This window comes from Eikenella corrodens, from assembly GCF_003990355.1.
Lineage (GTDB): Bacteria > Pseudomonadota > Gammaproteobacteria > Burkholderiales > Neisseriaceae > Eikenella > Eikenella corrodens_B.
This window is the reverse complement of the sequence record NZ_CP034670.1, coordinates 1,616,033-1,638,678: the sequence shown is the minus strand read 5'-3', so window position 1 is coordinate 1,638,678 and position 22,646 is coordinate 1,616,033. Positions and strand designations below refer to the sequence as shown.

Below are 22,646 nucleotides of genomic sequence, written 5' to 3'. Positions count from 1 at the left end.
GTTTTCAGGTAGCCTTTTGTGTAGTGTATAAAATCTGAACAGTCTGATGTTGGCAAGCAGCGATCAGTTGTTACTATTGGTATTGTTCGGGATTTCATCCCAATAGTCGGTGTCCAGTTTTTTGATAACAATGGTTTGCTCTACTTGCATACCTAGGCCGTATTGGTAGATATACTCAGCCAATTTATTACCATCTATTAAAACAATGCGGGCATTGGGAATAGTTTCGGCATATTTTTTAGCATCATCGGTATACTGGGCTGTAGTAATAAAAACACCTTTATTAGCATTGCTGCCAAGCAATGCACCGGCAAAGCTTTGAATCTCTGGCCTGCCAATAGTTTTTTCGCGCTGGTAGCATTTGGCTTGTATATGAATACGGCCTAAACCCAGCACATCTTCTCGGATTTCACCATCTATACCGCCGTCTCTGCTTTGTTTGGTTACTCGGCCTGACTTATCCAACGCACCCCCGTAGCCCATTTTTTGTAACAGTTCGACCACTAACTTTTCGAATGCAGCTGGGCTTTTACTCAGAATGGTATCCAAAATTTCATCGTATACAACTTGGCGGATGTCTTGATAGGAATTATATAGCTGTTCTTGCGGTGTACTTTCTACGGTATCAGTTTGTGCGGTAACAATAAATTTTTTTTGGTGTTTTTGTTTTCCTTGCTCCCGCTCCATCATTTTCTGTTTAACATATTCAATAATTTCTTCAGAAGATTTTTTTGAATATTTTCTTCCTAATTCATTGATAACATAGTAGCCGCGTTTAGGTCGGTCTAGTAAACCTGTCATAGCAAAATAGCTGAGTACCCAAGAGATACGGTCGGGGAAAATTGCGCCTTTACCAGATTCATATTCTTGGGAAATCTCTTTATTGCTCAATTTAAAATGTTGTTGCAACGGTAGAATTAAATCAGATTTTTTCCTTATTTCTCCATCGCTCAAAATAGCAAGAGTAGGTTGGCGTAAATCATCGAAATGAGGGATAGGCATAATTGGAATTCTTCCAAAATTAATTAGGAAATGGCTGAGTATCTTCAGGTAGCCTTTTGTATGCCGGGCAGCTTATTTTGCGTTTTCGGTGCAGCTGTTTTTGGCAACGGTGGCTTCGAAGGTTTCGGATTGGCCGGGGAGGGTGAAGTGGTGGGTGGTGGGGTAGTAGCGGTTGCTTTGGGCGAGCAGGGGGTCGTCGCACACGAGGGTGCGGGCTTCGATTTGCAGTTTGGCGCGGATTTGTGCGGCGGGCTGTTTGGCGAGCTCGGGGTCGTTGAGGGTGAGGTATTTGTGCATGGTGCGCGCGGTGTGGTCGAAGCGGACGCGCTGCAGGGTGAGGTTGTCTTCGGTGAGGGGGAGGCGCTGGTTCATGCCGGGAATGAGGAGGATGAGGGCGGCGATTTGGCCGTTTTCTTCCTGTTGCGCGGGGCTTTGGCTGCTTTGGATTTGGGCGCAGCGGCCGGCGGGGATGGTGAGGTTGATGGGGGAGGTTTCGCCGCTGACGGTGTAGCGGGTGGTGAGGCTGCGGGTTTGGTTGAGGGCGGGGAACTGGGGATGCTCGCACCAGGAGGCTTCGGCCAGGGTTTGCAGGGCTTGGACGGTGGGTTCGCGTTCGGCGGCGGGCGGCAGGGGGAGTTGTTGGCTGTCGATGGCGGCGTCGATCAGGACGTTGCCGCCTTGCGCGGCAGCGCGACGGATGGTGAAGGGGCCGGATTTGATGGGCGCATCGTGGTTGATGCTGCGGATGAATGGGGACAGGCCGGCTGCTTGGCGGGCGGGCTGCTTGGCTTGGGCGGCAAGGGGCAGGGCGGCAAGGGGCAGGGCGGCAAGGGGCAGGGCGGCGGCGGATAGGATGAGGGCTAGTTTGATGGCTTGCATGGCGGTTTCCTTTTTATGCGGGTTGGAGGCTACTTGAAAACTGCGGTTTGGTTTTTCAGGTAGCCTTTTTCCGTTTTATGCTTTTTTGCAGCAGATGAGGCTGTTGCCGAGGCCGATGTTGTTGTGGATTTTGGCGGTTTGCAGGCCGGCGGCTTCGATGCAGCGGATCAGGTCGGCGCTGTGGAAGAGTTTGCTGTTGCCGTTGGCCATGGCGGTGAAGTAGAGGCTGGTTTGGGTGAGGCAGTAGGCGGCGGTTTCGTGTTTCTGCCTGTCCCATAGGGGCTCGAGGATATAAAGGGTGCTGTTTTCGCCCATGCTCTTGGCGGCGCGGCTGAGGATGGAGGTAACTTGCTCTTCGGTAAAGCAGTCGAGGAATTGGCTCATCCAGATGGCGTCGAAGCCTTCGGGGAAGGGGGTGGCGGGGTCGAGCAGGTTGGCGGGGTGGCCGTGGATGCGGTCGGCGCCGGGTAGGCGGGCGGTGTGCTCTTTCATCAGTTGGATTTGTTGGGGCAAATCCATGATGGTGACTTGCACTTCCGGGCTGTATGCCACGCATTGCAGCGCCCAGCGGCCGGTGTTGCCGCCCACGTCGAGCAGGCGGCGGACGGGTTGGGAAAAGACGATTTCCAGCGCGGCAGGGAAGGAGTGGTCGGAATAGAAGTGGTCGAAGGCGAGCCATTTTTCGAGGGCGCGCGGGGGGAGGCTGGAGAGGCCTTCGTAGATGGTGGGCCAGCTGCCGAATACTTTGAGCCCGGCGGGGCGGCCTTCGAGCAGGGCGGCTTCGAGGTCGAATGTGCCTTGGTAGCAGACGTCGTGCACGAAATCCATGTTGATGGGGGCCATGGGGTCTTTGATTAAAAACCAGCCGGCTTTGCTGATGCGGTAGCGCCCGTTTTCGCAGAGGACGGTGCCGATGGAGAGGGAGGCTTCGAGCAGCACTTGGGCGGCATAGCGGCTGAGCTTGGCTTCTTGGGCGATTTCTTCGAGGGTTTGGCCTTCGGCGGCGCGGTTGAGCCGCTCTAGGATGCCGAATTTCACCATCAGGCGGGAGGCTTGGAAGGCGATGGGGCCGAAGATGATTTGCTGGGCAAGGCGCTGGGCTTCTTGGGCGGTGTGTTGTTCTTGGCTGTAGCGTTCGAGGGTGTGTTTGGTGGTCATAATGAATCGTCCGGTAAGGGTTTGGGTTTCAGGTAGCGCTTAAAAGTGCTTGAGGCTACCTGAAAACGGGTTGTAAATAAAGGGTTCAGTTTGCCCACTGTTCGCTGATGCGGGCGGCTTCCTGCAGGCGTTCGGGCGTGCCCACGTCGAGCCACAGGCCGGTGTGCATTTCGCCGCTCACTTGGCCTTGCCGCATGGCTTGGCGCAGCAGGGGGGCGAGTTTGGCACGTTGGTGGGCGGCGGTGCGGGCGAAAAGCTCGGGGCGGTAGAGGCCGATGCCGCTGAAGGTGTGGGCGGGCTGCGGGGACTCGGCGTCGGTAACTTGGCCGCCGGGTTGCAGGCGGAAGTCGCCTTGCGGGTGGTGCGGGGGGTTGGGCACGAGCCAGAGGTGGGCGAGGGTGTGGGCGCTCATTTGGGCGGCACGTTCGATGGCGGTGCGGCAGTCGAAATCGGTGAGGATGTCGCCGTTGATCACCAAGAAAGGCTCGCTGCCCAAGAGCGGCAGGGCGGTGGCGATGCCGCCTGCGGTTTCCAGCCCGCCGGGTGCTTCGGGCGAATATCGGATAGACACGCCGTAACGGCTGCCGTTGCCGAGGCCTTGTTCGATTTTTTCGCCGAGCCAGGCGTGGTTGATGACGATTTCCCTGATGCCGGCGGCGGCTAGGCGGCGCAAATGCCAGCCGATGAGCGGCTCGCGGCCGCATGGGAGCATGGGTTTGGGCAGGGTGTCGGTGAGCGGGCGCATCCGCTCGCCGCGTCCGGCGGCCAGTATTATGGCTTTCATGGTTCAGGTAGCCTTGGAGTCAAAACCGGGCGATTATATAGCGGAATGGGTTTTCAGGTAGCCTTTTTGGAAGGGTAGGTGGGTTTGGCGATGATGTTTGGGCTGCGGCTGCCTAAAAGATAAAGATGGGCTAGGGCGGGAACGGGCTGCGCTGGGTTAGAGGGCTGCCTGAAACGGGCAAACGGTTTTCAGGTAGCCTTTTGCCGAATACCTAAACGCAGCTATTCCGCCTTAGGTGTGCGGTGGGAGCCGCGTACCATGTCGAGCAGGAACAGGCGGCAGTCGAGGTTACCGTTATACAGGGGAATTTTGCGCTTTAGCGACAGGCGCATGAGTTTGGGCAGGTCGCGGTCGGCGGTGAGCAGGCCGCAGAGCCAGCCGGGGTAGTGCTGTTTGAGCCAGGAGCCGAGCTGGGGGTAGAGGGCGTGCAGGGTTTGAACTTCTTCAAGGCGTACGCCGTAGGGCGGGTTGGCGAGGAGGATGCCGTTTTCGCCGTTGGGTCGGGTGTCGCGCACGTCGGCTACCTGAAACACGATGTGCCCGGCCACTTGGGCTTCGCGGGCGTTGGTGGCGGCGGTTTGGATCAGGCGGCGGTCGGTATCGCTGCCGGCAATGGGCGCGGGGGCTTGCGGCAATACGGCGGCTTGGGCTTCTTGGCGCAGGCGCTGCCAGAGGCCGGCATCGAAGTTGGCCAGCTGCTCGAAACCGAAGCGGCGGTTGAGGCCGGGGGCGCGCCGGGTGGCGATGAGGGCGGCTTCGATGGGGAGGGTGCCGCTGCCGCAGAAAGGGTCTTGGAAGGGCTGGCTGCCGTTGTAGCCGGCGAGCAGGAGCAGGCCGGCGGCGAGGTTTTCGCGCAGGGGGGCGGCGCCGGTGTCTTGGCGGTAGCCGCGTTTGAACAGGGCTTCGCCGCTGGTGTCGATAAAGATGGCGGCGTGCTGCTCGTTGATGAAGGCGTGGATGCGGATGTGCGGATTGGCTTTGTCCACGCTGGGGCGTTGGCCTTGGCTGCTGCGGAAGCGGTCGCACAGGCCGTCTTTGATTTTGAGGGCGGTAAAGTCGAGGCTTTTCACGCGGGCGCGTTTGCCTTCCACCTTGATTTTGAAGGTTTGCCCGGCATGAAACCAGTCTTCCCAACGAATGCTTTTTGCGGCGCGGTAAATGTCGTCTTCGCTGCGGTAGGGCTGTTTGGCCAGTTGCAGCAGGATGCGGCTGGCGGTGCGGGAGTGGAGGTTGGCGCGGTAGGCGGCTTCGAGGCTGCCTTGGCAGGATACGCCGCCGTCGGTGGGGGCGATGTGGGTGCAGCCTTGGTCGGCCAGCTCTTGGGCGAGGATGGTTTCGAGGCCGCGCGGGCAGGTGGCGAAGAGGGTGTGGTTGGTCATGAACGGCAATCTGGGTTGGTTTGGGCTGCGATTATAGCGGGAAACGGATGGATTGCGGCGGAAGGCTACCTGAAAACCATCCGGCGGCCGCTTTGGCAGTATCGCTGCCATTTTAATCCGCTATACAATACGGGATTTTCGGTTTCAGGTAGCCTTATCTATGAACACAGATTTCTCGGCCCGGCTGGTGCGCTGGCAAAAACAACACGGGCGGCACGGCCTGCCTTGGCAGGTGCGCGAGCCTTATGCGGTGTGGCTTTCGGAGATTATGCTGCAGCAAACGCAGGTGGCCACCGTGTTGGCATACTATCCGCGATTTCTGGCGGCGTTTCCAAACGTGGCCGCGCTGGCCGCGGCGGATGAAGACGAAGTGCTCGCGCTGTGGGCCGGGCTGGGCTACTACAGCCGCGCCCGCAATCTGCATGCGGCGGCCAAACAGGTGGCGCGCGATTTCGGCGGCCGCTTTCCCGATACGCGCCAAGGCCTGGAAACGCTCAAGGGCGTGGGGCGCAGCACGGCAGCGGCGATTGCCGCCTTTTCCTTCGGCCGGCGCGAGGCGATTTTAGACGGCAACGTGAAGCGCGTTTTGTGCCGCGTGTTTGCGCAAGACGGGGCAATCGGCGACAAAAAATTCGAAACCGTTTTGTGGGATTTGGCCGAAAGCCTGCTGCCCGCAGCCGAGGACATGACCCCCTACACGCAAGGGCTGATGGACTTGGGCGCAATGGTGTGCAAACGCAGCAAACCGCATTGCGATGCCTGCCCGATGGCGGAAATCTGCCTGGCCAAACAGCAAGGGCGGATTGCCGAGCTGCCGCGCAAGAAAACCGCAGTGGCGGTGAAGGAAGTGGCGCTGTATTGGCTGGTGTTGCGCGACAAACAGGGCAGGGTGCTGCTGGAGAAACGCCCGTCCGGCGGCATTTGGGGCGGGCTCTACTGCGTGCCCTGCTTTGAGCGGCTGGATGATTTGTATGAGTGCGCAGCCGCTTTCGGCGTGGCCGAGGAAGATTTGGCCGAAGGAGATTTGGTGAGCCACCGCCTCACACACCGCCTGTTGCAGATTACGCCTTTGCAGGCAAACGGAGTGGCGGCCGCTGCGGCACACGGCAGCCTGTGGGCCAATACGGCGGAATACGGTTTGCCCAAGCCGCTGGCAGAATATTTACGGCGCGGGTAAAGCAAGAGGCTACCTGAAAGTTTCAGGCAGCCTTTGTATTCGCATAGCCAAACAGCCGGATCATTTTTTCAGGTAGCCTTTCGGTTTCGATTGAGGCTACCTGAAACTTATATCGCAATGCCCAGCTTCGCCAGCAGCCAATCCAGATAAAACAGGCTGTAAATCGCCGCGAGTGCCAACGCAATACCGGCTTGGTTCACGGCCGAAATCTTCTCCTTGAACGCCAGCGCGCCGGTGAGCGTGCCCAACACAATCACGCCCAAGTTCATACCGGCAAATACCAAGGTCGGGTCGCCGGAAAAAGCATGGTGTGCCTTGATATAAAACAGGATATTGCCGAAATTCAACAGCCCGAGCAGCAGCCCGCCGGCAAAATCCGCCGCCTTGAGCGGTTTGCCCTGCCGCCACACATAACCCCACATCAGCACGCAAGCCAGCGCAAAGGACACAAACAAATTCAGCGACATGGCCTGCCCGGTTTTGGATAACTGCTTAAACAGAATATCAATCACCCCAAAGCCCAGCCATACCCCCACCAGCCAAAATATCCCGCCACCCTGTTTGCCCTTGCCCGGCTTATAGAGCAAAGCCGCCAGCGCACTGAAAGCCAGCACAATGCTCACGATTTTATTGCGGTTCAGCTGTTCGCCAAACAGCAGGAAAGCCGCCAACACCGGCAATACCAGCGACAGCCGCTGCGCCGCATCCGAGCGCACAATCCCCGCCTGTTCCACCGCCCGCGCCATCACCACAAAAATGCTCGGCAACAGCACGCCCAAAGCCAAAAACGGCCACAGGCCGCCAATATCCGCCCCGCGCAGGCCATCCAGCGGCGGCTCAAGCAAAAACCAGCAGCAGGCCGTGGCCACAATATAGTTCACCGCAATCGCATGCTCAATGTGAACCCCTTGTTTGCGCGCGATTTTCAGCAGCACCGAAACCGCCACGCTGCACAAAACCGCCAAGGCGAGAAACTGCCATGTCCAAGAGGCGGGAAGAAAAGATAAAGCAGATAAAACCAGCATGATTGATGTTTAATGATGAGGGAAAGAAGAATGGGCAGCGGGATGCTTAGAAAAAATCGAAATCCATCTGCTCCGGCAGTTCAATGGAAACGGCCTGCTGCTCAGCCGCCAACTGCAACAGCTTGCGCTTGCGCAAACGGCACAGGCGCAGCACGTTCTGCTTCTGCGTATCCGTCAGCTTCAGCCAATACAGCCGCTCCTCACGGCTGCGCAAACAGCCTTTGCAATAGCCCTTGCTATTGGCCTGGCAAACGCCGATGCAGGGGCTGGGAATGCTGAAAAATTCGAGTTGTTCCATTGGCGGGAAAACCGGCGGGCGTGGAAAGCGGCATTGTATAGCGGATTAAAATCAGAAAGCCACCGCTTTGCCCCGCCTTACCGTGCTTCCGGAGCGCTTGCGGGGCAGCTGAAAAGATAAGGCGGCTTGAAAACGATGGCTTCGGCTGTGCAGAAACTTGGGCATATTATGTTTTCAGGTAGCCTTCCGCTTATGAAGAGGCTACCTGAAAATTGATTACCGCCCCTATCCAAACAGAGGTCGGCGTTAGCGTCGGCTGTCGAGTTCGTATTCTTCCGGCAGGGTGTTGAGAAAGCCCCGGCCGAAGCCTTTGAGGATGTTGTAGTCTTCGGTAACTTTCACCAGGCGAGGCCGCAGGGGCGAAGTGGCGATGGCGAAGATCAGGCAGAAGGCGATGATGCCGAAGTACCACATTGCTATGAAAGTTGAAGAAAAATAGTTGCTTAAGGATGGAATGAATAGCGCAGTGAGTGGCAGCAACAGCAATACCAGCACGATGGCGGGCACGCCCCAAAACAGCCAGCGCATCTGCGTTTGATGCTGCGGGCAGAAGGTGGGATGGATGGGGAGGCTTTTCCGGACGGCAAGGGTAATAATCAGGGCAAGCGGCCAAGCGGCAAAAAAAATCGGGATAATCAACAAATTCCAGGCGGGATGATACCAATACAGTTTGCGCGGCCGCCGTTGCGGTTCGGCTGCTTCGCCGCAGCGGATGCAGCGGCGGGGCAGGTCTGCTCCATCGGGCAGAAAAACACGTTTGCCTTCGCGCCAGCATTCGCCGGCCTGCTGCGGCAGGTAGTCTTGGCTTTGCGGAGCCTGGTAGGGATTGAATTTTTGGTTCATTTCGCCTCCGCCCGCTAGATATACAGCACTTCGATAACTTCGTATTCGCGCACGCCGCCGGGCGCCTGCACTTCGGCCACGTCGCCTTCTTCTTTGCCGATAAGGGCGCGGGAAATGGGCGAGCTGATGGAGATTTTGTTGTCTTTAATATCGGCTTCGTCGTCGCCGACGATTTGGTAGCGTACTTGGGTTTCGTTTTCCAAGTCTTCCAGCACGACGGTACAGCCGAATACGATTTTGCCTTCGGCGTGGATTTCGGTGGGGTCGATGATGTGGGCTACGGAGAGCTTGTTTTCCAGCTCGGAAATGCGGCCTTCGATGAAGCCTTGTTTTTCTTTGGCGGCTTCGTATTCGGCATTTTCAGACAAATCGCCGTGGGTGCGGGCTTCGGCGATGGCTTCGATAATGGCGGGGCGCTCGACGCTTTTAAGATGCTGCAATTCTTGCTTGAGCATTTCGGCGCCGCGTACGGTTAATGGAATCTTTTGCATGATTTTCTCCACAAGGGCTGCGGGGCAGCCGTTTTTACATAAAAATGCAAGCCGCCTAGTGCCGGCGGCTTGTGAACTCAAATTTTTAGCCAATCAAACGCAGAATGGGAAGCTGCGCTTTGATTGACTGTATGAGTTGCCATTCTATCAGATGGCGGGCGGAACGCCAACTGCGGGAAGGGGCGGCCGGCGGCGGGGAGTGTTGTGCCAATAATTTGATTATTGGCGTTTATTGCCGCCCCCGGCTATGTTGGCGGCACCTTGGTTGGCCAGTTGGTCGGCGCGCTCGTTTTCGGGGTGGCCGGCGTGGCCTTTCACCCATTGCCAGGATACTTGGTGGCGGGCGACTTGCTGATCGAGCTGCTGCCACAGCTCGGCATTTTTTACGGGTTGTTTGGCGGAAGTTTTCCAGTCATTTTTCTTCCAGCCGTGTATCCAGCTTTCCATGCCGTTTTTCACGTATTGGGAGTCGGTGTGGATGGTTACTTGGCAGGGGCGGTTGAGGGCTTCGAGGCCGCGAATGACGGCAGTGAGCTCCATGCGGTTGTTGGTGGTGTCGGCTTCGCCGCCGCAGAGTTCTTTTTCATGACGGCCGTAGCGCAGCAGCACGCCCCAGCCGCCGGGGCCGGGATTGCCTTTGCAGGCGCCGTCGGTGTAGAGGTGGACGGTGGTGTTGGTCATGGTGTTTGGTTGGGCTACCTGAAAGTTTCAGGTAGCCTTTGCTGTGTTTGATGTGGCAAAAGAGTAAGGCTACCTGAAAAAAGGGTTTTCAGGTAGCCTGATGTTGCTAAGCGTTTGGATTTTAGAAACCGTTAGATTTCCAAAATCAGGCGGGCCGGGTCTTCGAGGGCTTCTTTGATGGTAACCAAAGTGAGCACGGCTTCGCGGCCGTCGATGATGCGGTGGTCGTAGGAGAGGGCCAGATACATCATCGGGCGCACCACGACTTGGCCGTTTTCCACCACGGCGCGTTCTTTGGTGGCGTGCATGCCCAAGATGGCGGATTGCGGCGGGTTGATGATGGGGGTGGACATCATCGAGCCGAAGGTGCCGCCGTTGGTGATGGAGAACGTGCCGCCGGTGAGGTCTTCGATGGCGATTTTGCCGCTCTTGGCTTTGTTGGCGTAGTCCACGATGGCCAGTTCGATGTCGGCAATGCTCATCTGATCCACATTGCGCAAGATCGGTACTACCAGGCCGCGCGGGCTGCCCACGGCGATGCCGATGTCGAAGTAGCCGTGGTAAACGATGTCGTTGCCGTCAATCGAAGCGTTTACGGCGGGGAATTTCTTCAGCGCGGCCACGGCGGCTTTCACGAAGAAGGACATGAAGCCCAGTTTCACACCATACTGTTTTTCGAACTTCTCTTTGTATTTGGCGCGCAAATCCATAATCGGCTTCATATTCACCTCGTTGAACGTGGTGAGGATGGCGTTTTGCGACTGGGATTGCAGCAGGCGTTCGGCCACGCGCTGGCGCAGGCGGCTCATCGGTACGCGCTGTTCCACGCGGTCGCCCAGCGGTACGGCCACGGCCGGGGCGGCAGCGGCTTTGGGCGCGGCGGCAGGCATGGCGGCCACGTCTTCTTTCAGCACACGGCCGTCGCGGCCAGAACCTTGCACGCCGGATACGTCCACGCCTTTTTCGGCAGCCAGTTTGGCGGCAGCGGGCATGGCCACGCCTGCTTGTGCGCCTGCGGCAGCCACGTGGCCTGCGGGTTCGGCAGCCGGGGTTTGGGCGGCAGCCGGGGCTGTTTCTGCTGCTTTGGCTGCGGTGTCGATTTTAGCCAACAGCTGGCCGGCGGTAACGGTGGCGCCGTCTTGTTCGATGATTTCCACAATCACACCGGCCTGCTGGGCGGGCAGTTCGAGCACAACTTTGTCGGTTTCGAGGTCGATCAGGTTTTCGTCGCGGTTCACATAGTCGCCCACCTTCTTGTGCCAGCTCATCAGGGTGGCTTCGGTAACGCTTTCCGGCAGCGGGGGTACGGTAATTTCGATAATCATGGTTTTATCCTTTAGTGAATTGAAAAATAGGTAAATCGTGTTCTAGGAGGCTACCTGAAAACGGTTCGGCATGTTTCAGGTAGCCTGTTGGCGCTTTAGAGCTTCATCGCGTCTTCAAGCAGGCCGTCCAAACCGGCTTTGTGTTTCACAGCATAGCCGACGGCGGGCGAAGCGCTGGCCGGGCGGCTGGTAGTAGTGAGGCGCTGGTTGGCGCCGAGCACTTTTTCCAAGCGGTGGCGGATTTGGTACCAAGCGCCTTGGTTTTTCGGCTCTTCCTGCGCCCACATGATTTCGGTGGCGTTCGGGAAGCGTTTGAGCTCGGCAGCCACTTCTTCGTAGGGGAAGGGGTAGAGCTGCTCGACGCGAACGATGGCGATGTCTTTTTCCAAGCCTTTGTCAGCGCGGGCTTTTGCCAAATCGTAGTACACCTGGCCGGCACACAGAATCACGCGTTTCACGTCTTGGTCGCGGCCATGTACGGTGTCGCCGATAACGAGGCGGAATTCGCCGTCGGTGAAGTTGGCCAGCGGGCTGCAGGCGTCTTTGAGGCGCAGCAGGCGTTTGGACATGAAAATCACCAGCGGTTTGCGGTAGGGCCGCAGAATCTGGCGGCGCAGGGCGTGGAACATCTGCGATGCTTCAGACATCATCAGCACTTGGATGTTTTCTTCGGCACACAGTTGCAGCCAGCGTTCTACGCGGGCGGAAGAGTGTTCCGGGCCTTGGCCGTCGTAGCCGTGCGGCAGGATGACGGTGAGGCCGCACCAGCGTCCCCATTTGGTTTCGCCGGAGGTGATGAACTGGTCGATGGCGATTTGCGCACCGTTGGCGAAGTCGCCGAACTGGGCTTCCCAAATCACCAGGTCTTCCGGCGCGGAGGAGGCATAGCCGTATTCGTAGGCCATCACGGCTTCTTCGTTCAGGATGGAATCGATTACGTTGAAGCGGCCTTGTTTTTCGCTGATGTGTTGCAGCGGGATATACACGCCGCCGGTGCGCTCGGCACGGTTTTGGTCGTGCAGTACGGCGTGGCGGTGCGAGAAGGTGCCGCGGCCGGAGTCTTCGCCGGAAATGCGGATATCGTGGCCGGCTTCGAGCAGGCTGGCGTAGGCGATGGTTTCGGCCATGCCCCAATCAATGGCTTGCTCGCCGACAGCCATGGCTTTGCGGTTGTCGATGATTTTCTTCACGGTGTTGTGCAGCTTCACATCGGCCGGGATGTTGGTGAAGCGCTCGGCCAGGCGTTTGATTTCGGCAGCAGGCAGCGCGGTTTTCACCGGAGTGCGCCAGCTGATGGGCTGGTATTTGCTCCAATCCACTGCGTGTTCGCGTTTCTGCTCGGGCAGGATTTCTTGGATGCGGTCGCCTTTGTCCATCGCGGCGCGGTAGTCGCTGATGAGTTTTTCGGCTTCTTCCTTGGTGACCACGCCTTCTTTAATCAGCTGCTCGGCATACACGGCACGGGAGCCGGGGTGTGCGGCCACCTGTTTGTACATCAAGGGCTGGGTCAGGGTCGGGTCGTCGCCTTCGTTGTGGCCGAGTTTGCGGTAGCACACCAAATCGATCACGATGTCTTTATGGAAAGTGGTGCGGTAGTCCAGCGCGATTTGGGCGGCGTGGCAAACGGCTTCCGGGTCGTCGCCGTTCACGTGCAGAATTGGCGCGCTCACCATCTTGGCGATGTCGGTGCAATACAGGGTGGAGCGGGTATCGCGCGGATCGGAAGTGGTGAAGCCCACTTGGTTGTTGATCACGAAGTGGATGGTGCCGCCGGTGCTGTAGCCGCGGGTTTGCGACATATTGAAGGTGGCTTGGTTCACGCCCAAGCCGATGAAGGCAGAGTCGCCGTGGGTAAGGATGGGCAGCACTTGTTTGCGGCCGTCGGCACCGCGGTGGTCTTGGCGGGCGCGTACGGAACCTTCAATCACGGGGTTGGTGATTTCCAAGTGCGATGGGTTGTAGGCCAAAGAGAGGTGCACCGGGCCGTGCGGGGTGGGCACGTCGGAGCTGAAGCCCATGTGGTATTTCACGTCGCCGCTGGGGAATTTGGCGTCCACTTTGCCTTCGAACTCGTCGAAAATAGCCTGCGGGGCTTTGCCCATGGTGTTTACCAACACGTTCAAGCGGCCGCGGTGTGCCATACCGATTACGATTTCCTGCACGCCTTTTGCGGTGGAGGCGCGAATCAGGTGGTTCAGCGCGGGCACGGTGCTTTCGCCGCCTTCGAGCGAGAAGCGTTTCTGGCCCACATAGCGGGTGTGCAGATAGCGCTCCATGGTTTCGGCGGCGGTGATTTCTTTCAGGATGAGACGTTTGGTTTCGGCATCAAACTGCGGGCGTGCGCCGTTGGCTTCCAAACGTTCCTGCAGCCATTCGCGCTCGGCGGTGTCGGGAATGTGCATGTATTCCAGCGCCAAGGGGCCGCAATAGATTTGTTTCAGGTGGCGGATGATTTCGGCCAGTGGCAGCTTGGGGCTACCTGAAAGATCGGTGCCGACATGGAAAGGCGTGTTCATGTCGGCATCGGTGAGGCCGTAGGTTTTGGGATCGAGCTCGGGCAGTTGTCTGATATGGGTGCGGTCGAGCGGGTTGAGGTCGGCGGCGCGGTTGCCCAAGGAGCGGTAGGCGGAAATCAGGCTCAACACGGCCACTTGCTTCTGCATGGCGGCAAAATCCACGCCGCCTGCGGCTGCGCCGCCGCGCTGCTGTGCCAAGTTGGCAAAGGCTTCCTGAATCGGGCGGTGCGCCACATCTTTCGGGGTGTTGCCGGGCATGGCGGCCACTTGGTCGAAATACTGCCGCCATTGGCTGTCCACGGAGTCGGGGGAGCTCAGATAGGCTTCGTACAAATCTTCAATATACGGGACGTTGGTACCGTATAGGTAGGACAAACTACTTTGTTCTTTCATCATGGCAAGATCCTTATTTAAGGTGAAGGTTTGAAGAGCAGCACGCTTGCTTATCAGGCTGCCTGCCTAAGCGGGCAGCCTTTATCCTATCTGCAGCGAATGCCGATTCCGAATCGCCACACGGCGGGCGGCTAAAAATGAGTATGGCGATTCGGAATAAGCATTTTCAGGTAGCTTTTTGTCGGCAGCCTGATTGTGCTTGGCGCAGGAAATTATTTGCTGGAAAGGGGGAATGGAGAATCTGGCGCGGTGGCATGGCCGGGGAGGGGAATATGATGAAAACTCGAAGCCGGCTACCTGAAAAGGTTGTTCTTTCTGTCGCTAAGATTCTGGAATCAGCCCGGCCTTTCGTTGAGTTTCAGGGGTTTACCGGGCAGCGGCAGAAATGTTGCTGGAAGTTTGCCAAACGCCGGTATAACGGCTGAATAATACGACCCGATATGGGGAACGTCAATAAGAAAAATCCCTTTTACGGTAGGCACGGCGGGATGGGCATGGGCCGGCAGCGGAGAGAGGATGCTGGATGGATAGTGAGCTGTTGATTAAACAGGAAAGATGGAAGGAAGAGGCTACCTGAAAACCGGAATGTTATAGTGAATTAAATTTAAACCAGTACAGCGTTGTCTCGCCTTGCCGTAACGTGTGTACTGTCTGCGGCTCGCCGCCTTGTCCTGATTTAAATTTAATCCACTATAAATTTAATCCACTATAAAGTTACTTGCGGCGTACTTGAGTACCGGCTGTGGTCGGTAAAGAAAAAGGCTGCCTGAAACTTTGGCTTGGTAGAAACTCTGTGCTGCTTTCAGGTAGCCCTATGTGTCTGAACTTTATTGTTTGGATTTCATTGAAGCTACGCTTTCAGGGCAGCCTCTCAATCAGTACGTCGGCTGCTGCGGATTTTATCCAATAAGGCTGCACTTTCGGCATTAGCGGCAGGGTTTTGGCCGTTGAGTTGGGCGAATAATTCAGGGTCGGGTAGGGCGAGCAATTCGGTGAATACGGTTAGCTCGGCATCGCTCAGGCGGTCGAATTCGGCGGCCATGAACTGCTTGAGCAGGATATCCAGCTCCAGCAGGCCGCGCCGGGTTTGGAAGCGCAGGCGGCGTTTGGCGGTGTCGTCAAAGGTGGGCATGGCTTAGCTATGGGATTATTTAACTGGGGATAAGGAGGCTGGCTGCAGACAGTACAGCCAGTACGGCTAGGTGGGGCAAAACCGTACTGGCTGAAGATTATCCGCTATACCACGCGTTTGAGCATGATTTCTTTGATCTTGCCGATGGCGCGGGTGGGGTTGAGGTGTTTGGGGCAAACGTCTACGCAGTTCATGATGGTGTGGCAGCGGAACAGGCGGTAGGGGTCGTTGAGGTTGTCCAAACGTTCGTTGGTAATGGTGTCGCGGGTGTCGGCGATGAAGCGGTAGGCATTTAGGAGGCCGGAGGGGCCGACGAATTTGTCGGGGTTCCACCAGAAGGAGGGGCAGGCGGTGGAGCAGCAGGCACAGAGGATGCATTCATACAAGCCGTCCAGTTCGGCACGCTCGGCCTGGCTTTGCAGGCGTTCCTGCCGCGGGTCGACAGGGTTGTCGTTGACCACATAGGGTTTGATGGAATGGTATTGCTTGAAGAATTGGGTCATGTCCACGATGAGGTCGCGGATGACGGGCAGGCCGGGCAGGGGGCGCAATACGATGGGCTGCTTGAGGCTGCGGATATCGGTGAGGCAGGCGAGGCCGTTTTTGCCGTTGATGTTCATGCCGTCCGAGCCGCAGATGCCTTCGCGGCAGGAGCGGCGGAAGGAGAGGCTGTCGTCTTTGGCTTTGAGCTTCATGATGGCGTCGAGCAGCTTCACGTCGGTGGGTTCGATTTCGAGCTCATAGTCCTGCATGTAGGGCTTGGCATCGGTATCGGGGTTGTAGCGGTACACTTTGAGGCGGATGGTTTCCATGGGTGTTCCTTCGGTTTGGTGCGGCGGTATTTTCAGGTAGCCTCAATGCGGCATGGAAGGGCTACCTGAAAATTCCAGATGGTTGTTTTTATTCTAGTAAACGCGCTTGGCGGGCTTGATGTATTCCACGCTGAGCGGCTGGGTGTGCACGGGCTTGTAGGCCAGGCTGTTGTCGGCGGAGTAGAACAGGCTGTGCTTCATCCAGTTTTCGTCGTCGCGCTCGGGGTGGTCGTCGGAGGCGTGGGCGCCGCGCGATTCTTTGCGGGCTTCGGCGGCAATCATGGTGGCTTTGGCCACTTCCATCATGTTGTCGAGCTCCAGCGCTTCGATGCGGGCGGTGTTCCACACCATGCTCTTGTCGCCGATTTCGGTGCGTTTGGCACGTTCCACCAGGGTGAGCACTTTGTCCACGCCTTCTTTCAGAATGGCGTCGGTACGGAATACGCCGGCGTGGCGTTGCAGCGTGCGTTGCAGTTCGCCGCGCAGCACGTCCACGTTTTCGCCGCCGGTTTGGCCGTTGAGCCGTGCCAGGCGTTGTTCGGTGAGCGTACCGGCGTTTTCGGGCAGCGGTTTGATGTCGGGGTGCTGCTTGATGAACTCAATCATGCTGTCGCCTGCGGATTTGCCGAACACCACCAAGTCGAGCAGGGAGTTGGTGCCGAGGCGGTTGGCACCGTGCACCGAGGCACAGGCGCATTCGCCGGCGGCATACAGGCCGGGCACGACGGCTTCGGGGTTGCCGTTTTTCGGCGCAACCACTTCGCCCAAGTAGTTGGTGGGGATGCCGCCCATCATGTAGTGCACGGTGGGCACCACGGGAATCGGGTCTTTAATCGGATCGACGCCGGCGAAGTTGATGGAAATCTCGCGGATGCCGGGCAGCTTGGACATGATTTTCTCTGCGCCGATGTGGTCGATTTTCAGCAAAACGTGGTCTTTGTTTTTGCCGCAGCCGCGCCCTTCCAGAATTTCCAGCGACATGGCGCGGGAAACGACGTCGCGCGAAGCGAGGTCTTTCACGGTGGGGGCGTAGCGCTCCATGAAGCGTTCGCCGTCGGCGTTGAGCAGGATGCCGCCCTCGCCGCGCACGCCTTCGGTAATCAGCACGCCTGCACCGGCCACGCCGGTGGGGTGGAACTGCCAAAATTCCATGTCTTCCAAAGGAATGCCGGCACGGGCGCAGATGCCCAAGCCGTCGCCGGTGTTCATGAAGGCGTTGGTGGAAGAGGCATAGATGCGGCCGGCGCCGCCGGTGGCGAACAGGATGGCTTTGGCGTGGAAGATATACACATCGCCGCTTTCCATTTCCATGGCAGTGATGCCCACTGCATCGCCTTCTTCGTTGCGGATGAGGTCGAGTGCGGTCCATTCCACGAAGAATTGGGTGTTGGCGCGCACGTTTTGCTGGTAGAGCGTGTGCAGCATGGCGTGGCCGGTGCGGTCGGCCACGGCACAGGCGCGTTCTACGGCGCGTTTGCCGAACTCGGCGGTATGGCCGCCGAAGGGGCGCTGGTAGATTTTGCCGCTCTCCACGCGGTCGAACGGCATGCCCATGTGTTCCAGTTCAATCACGGCTTCGGGCGCGCGGCGGCACATGAATTCGATGGCGTCTTGGTCGCCGAGCCAGTCGGAGCCTTTTACGGTGTCGTACATGTGCCAATCCCAGCGGTCTTCCTGCACGTTGCCCAGCGAGGCGGAAATGCCGCCCTGCGCGGCCACGGTGTGGGAGCGGGTGGGAAATACTTTGGAGAGCACGGCGGTGTTGAGGCCGGCTTTGGAAAGTTGCAGCGCCGCACGCAGGCCGGCACCGCCGCCGCCAACGATAACGGCATCGAATTTTCGGATAGGATAAGTCATCTTGTTCAACCCCAAATCACTTTAACCGAGTAAACCATGCAGCCTGCCAGCCAAACGATGGTGGCTACCTGAAGGAACAGGCGCAGGCCGAACGGCTTGATGTAGTCCATCCACAAATCGCGGATACCCACCCAGGCATGCAGGAACAGCGCGATGAAGCTGATTTGGGTAAACACTTTCACCCAAGTTTGGCCAAAAAACGCCTGCCATGCGGCGTAATCGCCCGGCAGCGCGAGCAGGAATACAATCAGCGCGATGGTGTAAATCAGCATCAGCACCGCGGTGGCGCGCTGCATCGCCCAATCGCGCAGGCCGTAGTGCGCGCCGGTCAGTTTGCGGTCTACCATAGCCATACTCCCAAAATTGCGGTGCAGATCAAAGCCAGCGCCATCACGGTTTTGGCGGTGGTGCGGGCAGTGTTCAGCGCCAGGCCTTTGTGCGCATCCAAAAACAGGAAGCGGATGCCGGCGAAGAAGTGGTGCAGATAGGCCCACAGCAGCCCGATCAAGCCGATTTTCACCAGCGGATGGGCCACGAAGGCGCGATAAGATTCAAAGGCGGCGGCATTGTCCAGCGTGCCGGCAAGCAGCCACAACAGAAGCGGCAGGCTGATAAACAACAGCACGCCGCTGATGCGGTGCAGAATGGAAACAATCCCCGGAATCGGCAGCCGGATGCTGACGATGTCCAGGAATATCGGTCTGTTAGTCGTCCGCATGGCGAAACTTCCTCAGATTGGCAATATCCCAAGCCGGCTTCAGCCGGCACTCAAAACCAAAAGCCGCCTTCATATGTTTGGAAACATTTTCAGGTAGCCTTTTTGGGCGGGCGCGGCAACCGAACAGCCGACGGCATCTGCCCATACCCGAATCATATAGCAGCCTTTATTTTAAATCAACTTAACATAGCCGAACAATCGGGCTGCAGCTTGTCTGCCAAAGGAATTTGGCAACATAGCCCGACAAACAATCCGGTTATTGGGAATAAAACCCGCTACCGTCTTTAATATAAAATAACGGAAAAGCGCCACAGCCCCGCCGACTTTCGGTATCATACGGCATGCGTTTCCCCCGTTTCAGGCTGCCTGAAACCCCTGCGGCCATGCCGCACGCCTCCCCTCCAACCACCCTTCAAAAGCCATGACCCGCACCAGCCCCAAAAAAGCCCCCGTCCGCATCGCCGTAACCGGCGCAGCCGGCCAGATTGCCTACTCCTTATTATTCCGCATTGCCGCCGGCGACATGCTCGGCGCAGACCAGCCCGTTATCCTGCAACTGCTCGATTTGCCGCAGGCGCAGCAGGCCGTGCAGGGCGTGATTATGGAACTGCAAGACTGCGCCTTCCCGCTGCTGGCCGATGTGTTTGCCGCCAACGACCCCGAAACCGCGTTTCAAGATGCGGAAATCGCTATTTTGGTCGGCGCACGCCCGCGCAGCAAAGGCATGGAACGGGCCGACCTGCTGCATGCCAATGCCAACATCTTCACCGCGCAGGGCGCCGCGTTGAACAAAGTGGCCAACCGCAACGTGAAAGTGCTCGTGGTGGGCAATCCTGCCAACACCAACGCTTATATAGCCATGAAATCCGCGCCCGACCTGCCCGCACGCAATTTCACCGCCATGCTGCGCCTCGACCACAACCGCGCCCTGAGCCAAATCGCCCTCAAAACCGGCAGCTCCGTGAGCGGCATCGACCGCCTGTGCGTGTGGGGCAACCACAGCCCCAGTATGTATGCCGACTACCGCTTCGCCACCGTAAACGGCCAAAGCGTGCAAGAGTTGATTGGCGATGCACAATGGAACACCGAACACTTCCTGCCCACCGTGGCCAAACGCGGCGCCGCCATCATCGAAGCGCGCGGCCTCTCTTCCGCTGCCTCAGCCGCCAACGCCGCCATCGAACACATCCGCGACTGGGTGCTCGGCAGCAACGGCCGCTGGGTAACCATGGGCGTGCCTTCAGACGGCGCCTACGGCATCCCCGAGGGCCTTATCTTCGGCTTGCCCGTGGTGTGCGAAAACGGCGAATACCGCGTGATTAAAGACTTGCCAATCGACGACTTCAGCCGCGAACGCATCGGCATTACGCTTAAAGAGCTGGAGGACGAACGCGCGGCGGTGGCGCATTTGTTGTAACGCGGGCGCAGGAGCAAAAATTTTCAGGTAGCCTTTCGTGTGTAAGAGGCTACCTGAAAATCCATCGGCAAAGAAAAGAGAAGGGCTACCTGAAAACTTGAATTACGGTTTTCAGGTAGCCTTTCTCTATGCAGAAAACGCCGCTTAATCGTGTACCTTCAGCAATTCCACTTCAAAAATCAAAGTGGCGTTCGGAGGAATCACGCCGCCGGCGCCGCGTGCGCCGTAGCCCATTTCCGGCGGGATGGTGAGCTTGCGTTTGCCGCCTTCGCGCATGCCGCCGAAGCCTTCGTCCCAGCCGCGGATGACCTGGCCCACGCCCAGGATGATGGTGAGCGGCTGGCCGCGGTCGAGGCTGGAGTCGAATTTGCTGCCGTCGGTGAGGTAGCCGCTGTAGTGCACGGAAATCCGCTTGCCTTTTTCGGCAGTTTTGCCGCTGCCGGTTTCGATGTCTTCAATAATCAGATTGCTCATGATGTTTCCTTAAGTGAGGGATGGAAGGGGAGGCTACCTGAAAAATAAGCGTTTCGGTTTCATTCTAAACCGCGTTGAGGCTTAGGCTTTCAGGCAGCCTGCTGATGCGGGCAGCATTCTCAAACATAAAATGCAGTTCGGCAACTGTTTTGCCGCCTTCGGGCAGGATATTTCCACGCCGCCGTTTTTTCCGTGCGGCAATTGGACTAGAATACCGACTTTCCGACCACCCGCCCGATAATCCATCATGACCACCATCCCGCTGAAAAAAATCTATTCCGGCAAAGTGCGCGACCTGTATGAAATCGACAGCCGCAGCATGCTCATCGTTGCCTCCGACCGCCTCTCCGCCTTCGATGTGATCTTGAACGAACCCATTCCCGGCAAAGGCGAAATTCTCACCCAGATTTCCAATTTCTGGTTCGGCAAACTCTCGCACATCATGCCCAACCACTTCACCGGCCAAACCGTATACGACGTCTTGCCGCACGACGTAGCCGCCGCGCTGGAAAAGCGCGCCGTGGTGGCCAAACGGCTCGAACCCTTAAAAATCGAAGCCATCGTGCGCGGTTATTTGGCCGGCAGCGGCTGGAAAGAATACCGCCAAACCGGCGCCGTGTGCGGCATCAGGCTACCTGAAAACCTGCGTGAAGCCGAGCAACTGCCCGAAATCATCTTTACTCCGTCCACCAAAGCTGCGGTGGGCAACCACGATGAAAACATCGGCTTTGACGAGTGCGCCCGCATCATCGGCCGGGAGTTGGCCGAAGAAGTGCGCCGCAAAGCCATCGCCCTCTACAGCGAAGCCGCCGACTACGCCCGCACCCGCGGCATCATCATCTGCGACACCAAATTCGAATTCGGCCTAGACGAAAACGGCACGCTCACCCTGATGGACGAAGTGCTCACCCCCGATTCCAGCCGCTTCTGGCCCGCCGACCAATACCGGCCCGGCAGCAACCCGCCCTCGTTCGACAAACAATTCATCCGCGACTGGCTCGAACAAAGCGGCTGGAACAAACAGCCCCCCGCCCCCGCCGTGCCCGCCGAGGTTATCGAAAAAACCTTGGCCAAATACCGCGAGGCTTTGGCACTGCTCACCCAGTAATCCGTTTTTCAGGTAGCCTCACACACAATCCGGGCTACCTGAAAACCCATCCTGCCATTCAAACCGTATTTTCCGCCATGCCCACCCGCAAACAAACCGCCCTGCAAACCGCCGCCAAGCTCAAACAGGGCAAAACTGCCAAGCTCAAAGAATGGCAGGCGGTATCTGCCCAGCGGCAGTTTGCCAACGAATACACCGTGGCCGCCCGCCTCGGCGAACCCGCGTTTACCGAAGAGCAGGCCGAGATGGTGGCGGCGTTGTTTGGCAAGTAAGCTGCGCGGTGTGATAATCATCAAAAGGCTACCTGAAAGATTTCAGGTAGCCTTTTTAGTATTGCCGACAGAGCTCGGAGAGTGTTCAATTGCCATGTATTGCCAGCGGATTGCTGCTTGGTATCGAAAATTAATCTAATCCGTTATAATCCGCCGCTTTTCGGTTTTCAAAAAAGGAAATAACAATGAAAGACACACCACAATACTACGGCACCCTCAGCCGCTTTTTCCATTGGCTGATGGCGGCCATGTTTGCCTTTATGCTGTGCACGGCGGCCATGTGGAATATCAACGAAAAATACTACAGCCTGATGGGCTACCACAAATCGGTGGGCTTCCTGCTGCTGGTTTTGGTGGCCTTGCGCCTAGTTTGGGCGCTGGCCAATTGGCGCAACCGCCCGCACGGCAGTTTGGCGGTGAAGCTGGGGCATGCCGCGCTGTATGTGTTGATGGCGGCGGTGCCGGTGGTGGCGATGATTCGCCAGTACGGCTCTGCACGCGGCGATTTGGAAGTGTTCGGCATCACGGTGATGCATAAAATCGATCAGCCTATCGAGTGGATGACGCAACTGGGTAACGCGGCACACGGCAAGCTGGCATATTTGCTGTTTGTGCTGGCTTTCGGGCACATCGCCATGGCGGTGCTGCACCAGCTGCGCGGCGAGAAAATCATCAATCGGATGGCTGGCAAACCGGCGGTTGGGGGCGAGTAAGCAGCGTCAAATTGCTGCCGGAAGAAGCGGAATAGGCTGCCATAACCCTGTTTTGCTATGTTTTCAGGTAGTCTGGCTTGTATGCTCAAAAGGCTACCAGAATTAACTAACATATTTATTTTTAATGATAAATAAGGCTTGCTAACCCGCATTGCCCGCGCTTGGCGGATCATTCCGGCAAGCAAGTTTTAA

Annotated in this window: 23 protein-coding genes; 5 read left to right on the top strand and 18 right to left on the bottom strand. The window is 57.7% G+C overall.

All coding sequences use genetic code 11. The annotated features are described in order from the left end of the window. Positions 1-63: 63 nt before the first annotated feature. The 5 genes from ELB75_RS08290 to ELB75_RS08270 form a co-directional block, all read right to left on the bottom strand. Positions 64-1,002, bottom strand: coding sequence for a restriction endonuclease (locus ELB75_RS08290; RefSeq protein WP_126983521.1), 939 nt, complete (start codon positions 1,000-1,002; stop codon positions 64-66). A 72-nt stretch (positions 1,003-1,074) separates the two neighbouring features. Continuing rightward, entirely contained in the window at positions 1,075-1,881 is an 807-nt protein-coding gene (locus tag ELB75_RS08285) for a hypothetical protein (protein WP_126983520.1), read from the bottom strand. 75 nt (positions 1,882-1,956) lie between these two features. Then, positions 1,957-3,039, bottom strand: a complete 1,083-nt coding sequence (locus ELB75_RS08280) for a FlxJ family methyltransferase (RefSeq protein ID WP_126983519.1) — start codon at positions 3,037-3,039, stop codon at positions 1,957-1,959. A gap of 85 nt (positions 3,040-3,124) precedes the next feature. Beyond that, the gene (gene murU / locus ELB75_RS08275) at positions 3,125-3,823 is read right to left on the bottom strand and encodes an N-acetylmuramate alpha-1-phosphate uridylyltransferase MurU (RefSeq protein ID WP_126983518.1); all 699 of its coding nucleotides are present in this window, start codon (positions 3,821-3,823) and stop codon (positions 3,125-3,127) included. 221 nt (positions 3,824-4,044) lie between these two features. Continuing rightward, a complete protein-coding gene (locus ELB75_RS08270; RefSeq protein ID WP_126984252.1) occupies positions 4,045-5,202 on the bottom strand; it encodes a THUMP domain-containing class I SAM-dependent RNA methyltransferase in 1,158 nt (385 codons plus the stop codon). Between the two features lie 160 nt (positions 5,203-5,362). On the opposite strand from ELB75_RS08270, the gene mutY reads away from it, so the two are divergent. After that, on the top strand, positions 5,363-6,379 hold the full coding sequence (mutY, locus tag ELB75_RS08265) for an A/G-specific adenine glycosylase (RefSeq protein ID WP_126983517.1): 1,017 nt from the start codon (positions 5,363-5,365) through the stop codon (positions 6,377-6,379). 107 nt (positions 6,380-6,486) lie between these two features. On the opposite strand, the gene ELB75_RS08260 is transcribed toward mutY, so the two are convergent. The 12 genes from ELB75_RS08260 to sdhC all read right to left on the bottom strand — a co-directional run bounded on the left by ELB75_RS08260 (position 6,487) and on the right by sdhC (position 18,470). Further along, positions 6,487-7,404 carry an EamA family transporter gene (locus tag ELB75_RS08260; protein ID WP_126983516.1) on the bottom strand — a complete coding sequence of 306 codons (918 nt, stop codon included), beginning with the start codon at positions 7,402-7,404 and terminating at the stop codon, positions 6,487-6,489. A gap of 46 nt (positions 7,405-7,450) precedes the next feature. Further along, a complete protein-coding gene (locus tag ELB75_RS08255) occupies positions 7,451-7,702 on the bottom strand; it encodes a DUF1289 domain-containing protein (protein WP_023886358.1) in 252 nt (83 codons plus the stop codon). A 246-nt stretch (positions 7,703-7,948) separates the two neighbouring features. Beyond that, the gene (locus tag ELB75_RS08250) at positions 7,949-8,545 is read right to left on the bottom strand and encodes a hypothetical protein (protein WP_126983515.1); all 597 of its coding nucleotides are present in this window, start codon (positions 8,543-8,545) and stop codon (positions 7,949-7,951) included. Positions 8,546-8,559: 14 nt separating this feature from the next. Beyond that, complete coding sequence (greA, locus tag ELB75_RS08245) at positions 8,560-9,036, bottom strand: transcription elongation factor GreA (RefSeq protein WP_064089723.1); 477 nt, start codon at positions 9,034-9,036, stop codon at positions 8,560-8,562. Positions 9,037-9,255: 219 nt separating this feature from the next. Then, positions 9,256-9,717: a ribonuclease HI gene (rnhA, locus tag ELB75_RS08240; RefSeq protein ID WP_126983514.1), complete on the bottom strand. Its 462-nt coding sequence runs from the start codon at positions 9,715-9,717 to the stop codon at positions 9,256-9,258. A gap of 131 nt (positions 9,718-9,848) precedes the next feature. Further along, entirely contained in the window at positions 9,849-11,042 is a 1,194-nt protein-coding gene (gene odhB / locus ELB75_RS08235) for a 2-oxoglutarate dehydrogenase complex dihydrolipoyllysine-residue succinyltransferase (protein ID WP_126983513.1), read from the bottom strand. 95 nt (positions 11,043-11,137) lie between these two features. After that, positions 11,138-13,954: a 2-oxoglutarate dehydrogenase E1 component gene (locus tag ELB75_RS08230; protein ID WP_126983512.1), complete on the bottom strand. Its 2,817-nt coding sequence runs from the start codon at positions 13,952-13,954 to the stop codon at positions 11,138-11,140. 868 nt (positions 13,955-14,822) lie between these two features. After that, a complete protein-coding gene (locus ELB75_RS08225; RefSeq protein ID WP_126983511.1) occupies positions 14,823-15,083 on the bottom strand; it encodes an FAD assembly factor SdhE in 261 nt (86 codons plus the stop codon). Between the two features lie 104 nt (positions 15,084-15,187). Then, on the bottom strand, positions 15,188-15,895 hold the full coding sequence (locus tag ELB75_RS08220; RefSeq protein ID WP_064089604.1) for a succinate dehydrogenase iron-sulfur subunit: 708 nt from the start codon (positions 15,893-15,895) through the stop codon (positions 15,188-15,190). Positions 15,896-15,988: 93 nt separating this feature from the next. Continuing rightward, positions 15,989-17,752: a succinate dehydrogenase flavoprotein subunit gene (sdhA, locus tag ELB75_RS08215; protein WP_126983510.1), complete on the bottom strand. Its 1,764-nt coding sequence runs from the start codon at positions 17,750-17,752 to the stop codon at positions 15,989-15,991. Positions 17,753-17,757: 5 nt separating this feature from the next. Then, positions 17,758-18,099, bottom strand: coding sequence for a succinate dehydrogenase, hydrophobic membrane anchor protein (gene sdhD / locus ELB75_RS08210; RefSeq protein WP_126983509.1), 342 nt, complete (start codon positions 18,097-18,099; stop codon positions 17,758-17,760). Next, entirely contained in the window at positions 18,093-18,470 is a 378-nt protein-coding gene (gene sdhC / locus ELB75_RS08205; RefSeq protein ID WP_126983508.1) for a succinate dehydrogenase, cytochrome b556 subunit, read from the bottom strand. The genes sdhD and sdhC overlap by 7 nt, the downstream gene beginning before the upstream one ends. A 421-nt stretch (positions 18,471-18,891) precedes the next feature. Between sdhC and ELB75_RS08200 the strand changes: the two genes are divergently transcribed. Continuing rightward, positions 18,892-19,887: a malate dehydrogenase gene (locus ELB75_RS08200; protein ID WP_126983507.1), complete on the top strand. Its 996-nt coding sequence runs from the start codon at positions 18,892-18,894 to the stop codon at positions 19,885-19,887. 144 nt (positions 19,888-20,031) lie between these two features. Here the strand turns inward: ELB75_RS08200 and ELB75_RS08195 are convergent, their stop codons facing one another. Next, on the bottom strand, positions 20,032-20,361 hold the full coding sequence (locus ELB75_RS08195) for an FKBP-type peptidyl-prolyl cis-trans isomerase (protein ID WP_023886583.1): 330 nt from the start codon (positions 20,359-20,361) through the stop codon (positions 20,032-20,034). 247 nt (positions 20,362-20,608) lie between these two features. Between ELB75_RS08195 and ELB75_RS08190 the strand changes: the two genes are divergently transcribed. The 3 genes from ELB75_RS08190 (at position 20,609) to ELB75_RS08180 (ending at position 22,454) form a co-directional block, all read left to right on the top strand. Beyond that, positions 20,609-21,469 (top strand): phosphoribosylaminoimidazolesuccinocarboxamide synthase, encoded by an 861-nt coding sequence (locus ELB75_RS08190; protein WP_126983506.1) that lies wholly within the window; start codon positions 20,609-20,611, stop codon positions 21,467-21,469. A 77-nt stretch (positions 21,470-21,546) separates the two neighbouring features. Beyond that, complete coding sequence (locus ELB75_RS08185) at positions 21,547-21,741, top strand: hypothetical protein (protein WP_003822771.1); 195 nt, start codon at positions 21,547-21,549, stop codon at positions 21,739-21,741. A gap of 185 nt (positions 21,742-21,926) precedes the next feature. Continuing rightward, positions 21,927-22,454 carry a cytochrome b gene (locus ELB75_RS08180; protein ID WP_126983505.1) on the top strand — a complete coding sequence of 176 codons (528 nt, stop codon included), beginning with the start codon at positions 21,927-21,929 and terminating at the stop codon, positions 22,452-22,454. Positions 22,455-22,646 lie beyond the last annotated feature (192 nt).

Bases quoted from the DNA above. Each gene is read 5' to 3' on its own strand.
- ELB75_RS08270 (WP_126984252.1), bottom strand. From the start codon at position 5,202: ATGACCAACCACACCCTCTTCGCCACCTGCCCGCGCGGCCTCGAAACC.
- sdhA (WP_126983510.1), bottom strand. From the start codon at position 17,752: ATGACTTATCCTATCCGAAAATTCGATGCCGTTATCGTTGGCGGCGGC.
- ELB75_RS08290 (WP_126983521.1), bottom strand. From the start codon at position 1,002: ATGCCTATCCCTCATTTCGATGATTTACGCCAACCTACTCTTGCTATT.
- sdhC (WP_126983508.1), bottom strand. From the start codon at position 18,470: ATGCGGACGACTAACAGACCGATATTCCTGGACATCGTCAGCATCCGG.
- ELB75_RS08250 (WP_126983515.1), bottom strand. From the start codon at position 8,545: ATGAACCAAAAATTCAATCCCTACCAGGCTCCGCAAAGCCAAGACTAC.
- ELB75_RS08185 (WP_003822771.1), top strand. From the start codon at position 21,547: ATGCCCACCCGCAAACAAACCGCCCTGCAAACCGCCGCCAAGCTCAAA.
- ELB75_RS08190 (WP_126983506.1), top strand. From the start codon at position 20,609: ATGACCACCATCCCGCTGAAAAAAATCTATTCCGGCAAAGTGCGCGAC.
- rnhA (WP_126983514.1), bottom strand. From the start codon at position 9,717: ATGACCAACACCACCGTCCACCTCTACACCGACGGCGCCTGCAAAGGC.
- ELB75_RS08280 (WP_126983519.1), bottom strand. From the start codon at position 3,039: ATGACCACCAAACACACCCTCGAACGCTACAGCCAAGAACAACACACC.
- ELB75_RS08260 (WP_126983516.1), bottom strand. From the start codon at position 7,404: ATGCTGGTTTTATCTGCTTTATCTTTTCTTCCCGCCTCTTGGACATGG.
- ELB75_RS08285 (WP_126983520.1), bottom strand. From the start codon at position 1,881: ATGCAAGCCATCAAACTAGCCCTCATCCTATCCGCCGCCGCCCTGCCC.
- murU (WP_126983518.1), bottom strand. From the start codon at position 3,823: ATGAAAGCCATAATACTGGCCGCCGGACGCGGCGAGCGGATGCGCCCG.
- odhB (WP_126983513.1), bottom strand. From the start codon at position 11,042: ATGATTATCGAAATTACCGTACCCCCGCTGCCGGAAAGCGTTACCGAA.
- ELB75_RS08255 (WP_023886358.1), bottom strand. From the start codon at position 7,702: ATGGAACAACTCGAATTTTTCAGCATTCCCAGCCCCTGCATCGGCGTT.
- ELB75_RS08180 (WP_126983505.1), top strand. From the start codon at position 21,927: ATGAAAGACACACCACAATACTACGGCACCCTCAGCCGCTTTTTCCAT.
- sdhD (WP_126983509.1), bottom strand. From the start codon at position 18,099: ATGGTAGACCGCAAACTGACCGGCGCGCACTACGGCCTGCGCGATTGG.
- ELB75_RS08195 (WP_023886583.1), bottom strand. From the start codon at position 20,361: ATGAGCAATCTGATTATTGAAGACATCGAAACCGGCAGCGGCAAAACT.
- ELB75_RS08230 (WP_126983512.1), bottom strand. From the start codon at position 13,954: ATGATGAAAGAACAAAGTAGTTTGTCCTACCTATACGGTACCAACGTC.
- greA (WP_064089723.1), bottom strand. From the start codon at position 9,036: ATGCAAAAGATTCCATTAACCGTACGCGGCGCCGAAATGCTCAAGCAA.
- mutY (WP_126983517.1), top strand. From the start codon at position 5,363: ATGAACACAGATTTCTCGGCCCGGCTGGTGCGCTGGCAAAAACAACAC.
- ELB75_RS08220 (WP_064089604.1), bottom strand. From the start codon at position 15,895: ATGGAAACCATCCGCCTCAAAGTGTACCGCTACAACCCCGATACCGAT.
- ELB75_RS08200 (WP_126983507.1), top strand. From the start codon at position 18,892: ATGACCCGCACCAGCCCCAAAAAAGCCCCCGTCCGCATCGCCGTAACC.
- ELB75_RS08225 (WP_126983511.1), bottom strand. From the start codon at position 15,083: ATGCCCACCTTTGACGACACCGCCAAACGCCGCCTGCGCTTCCAAACC.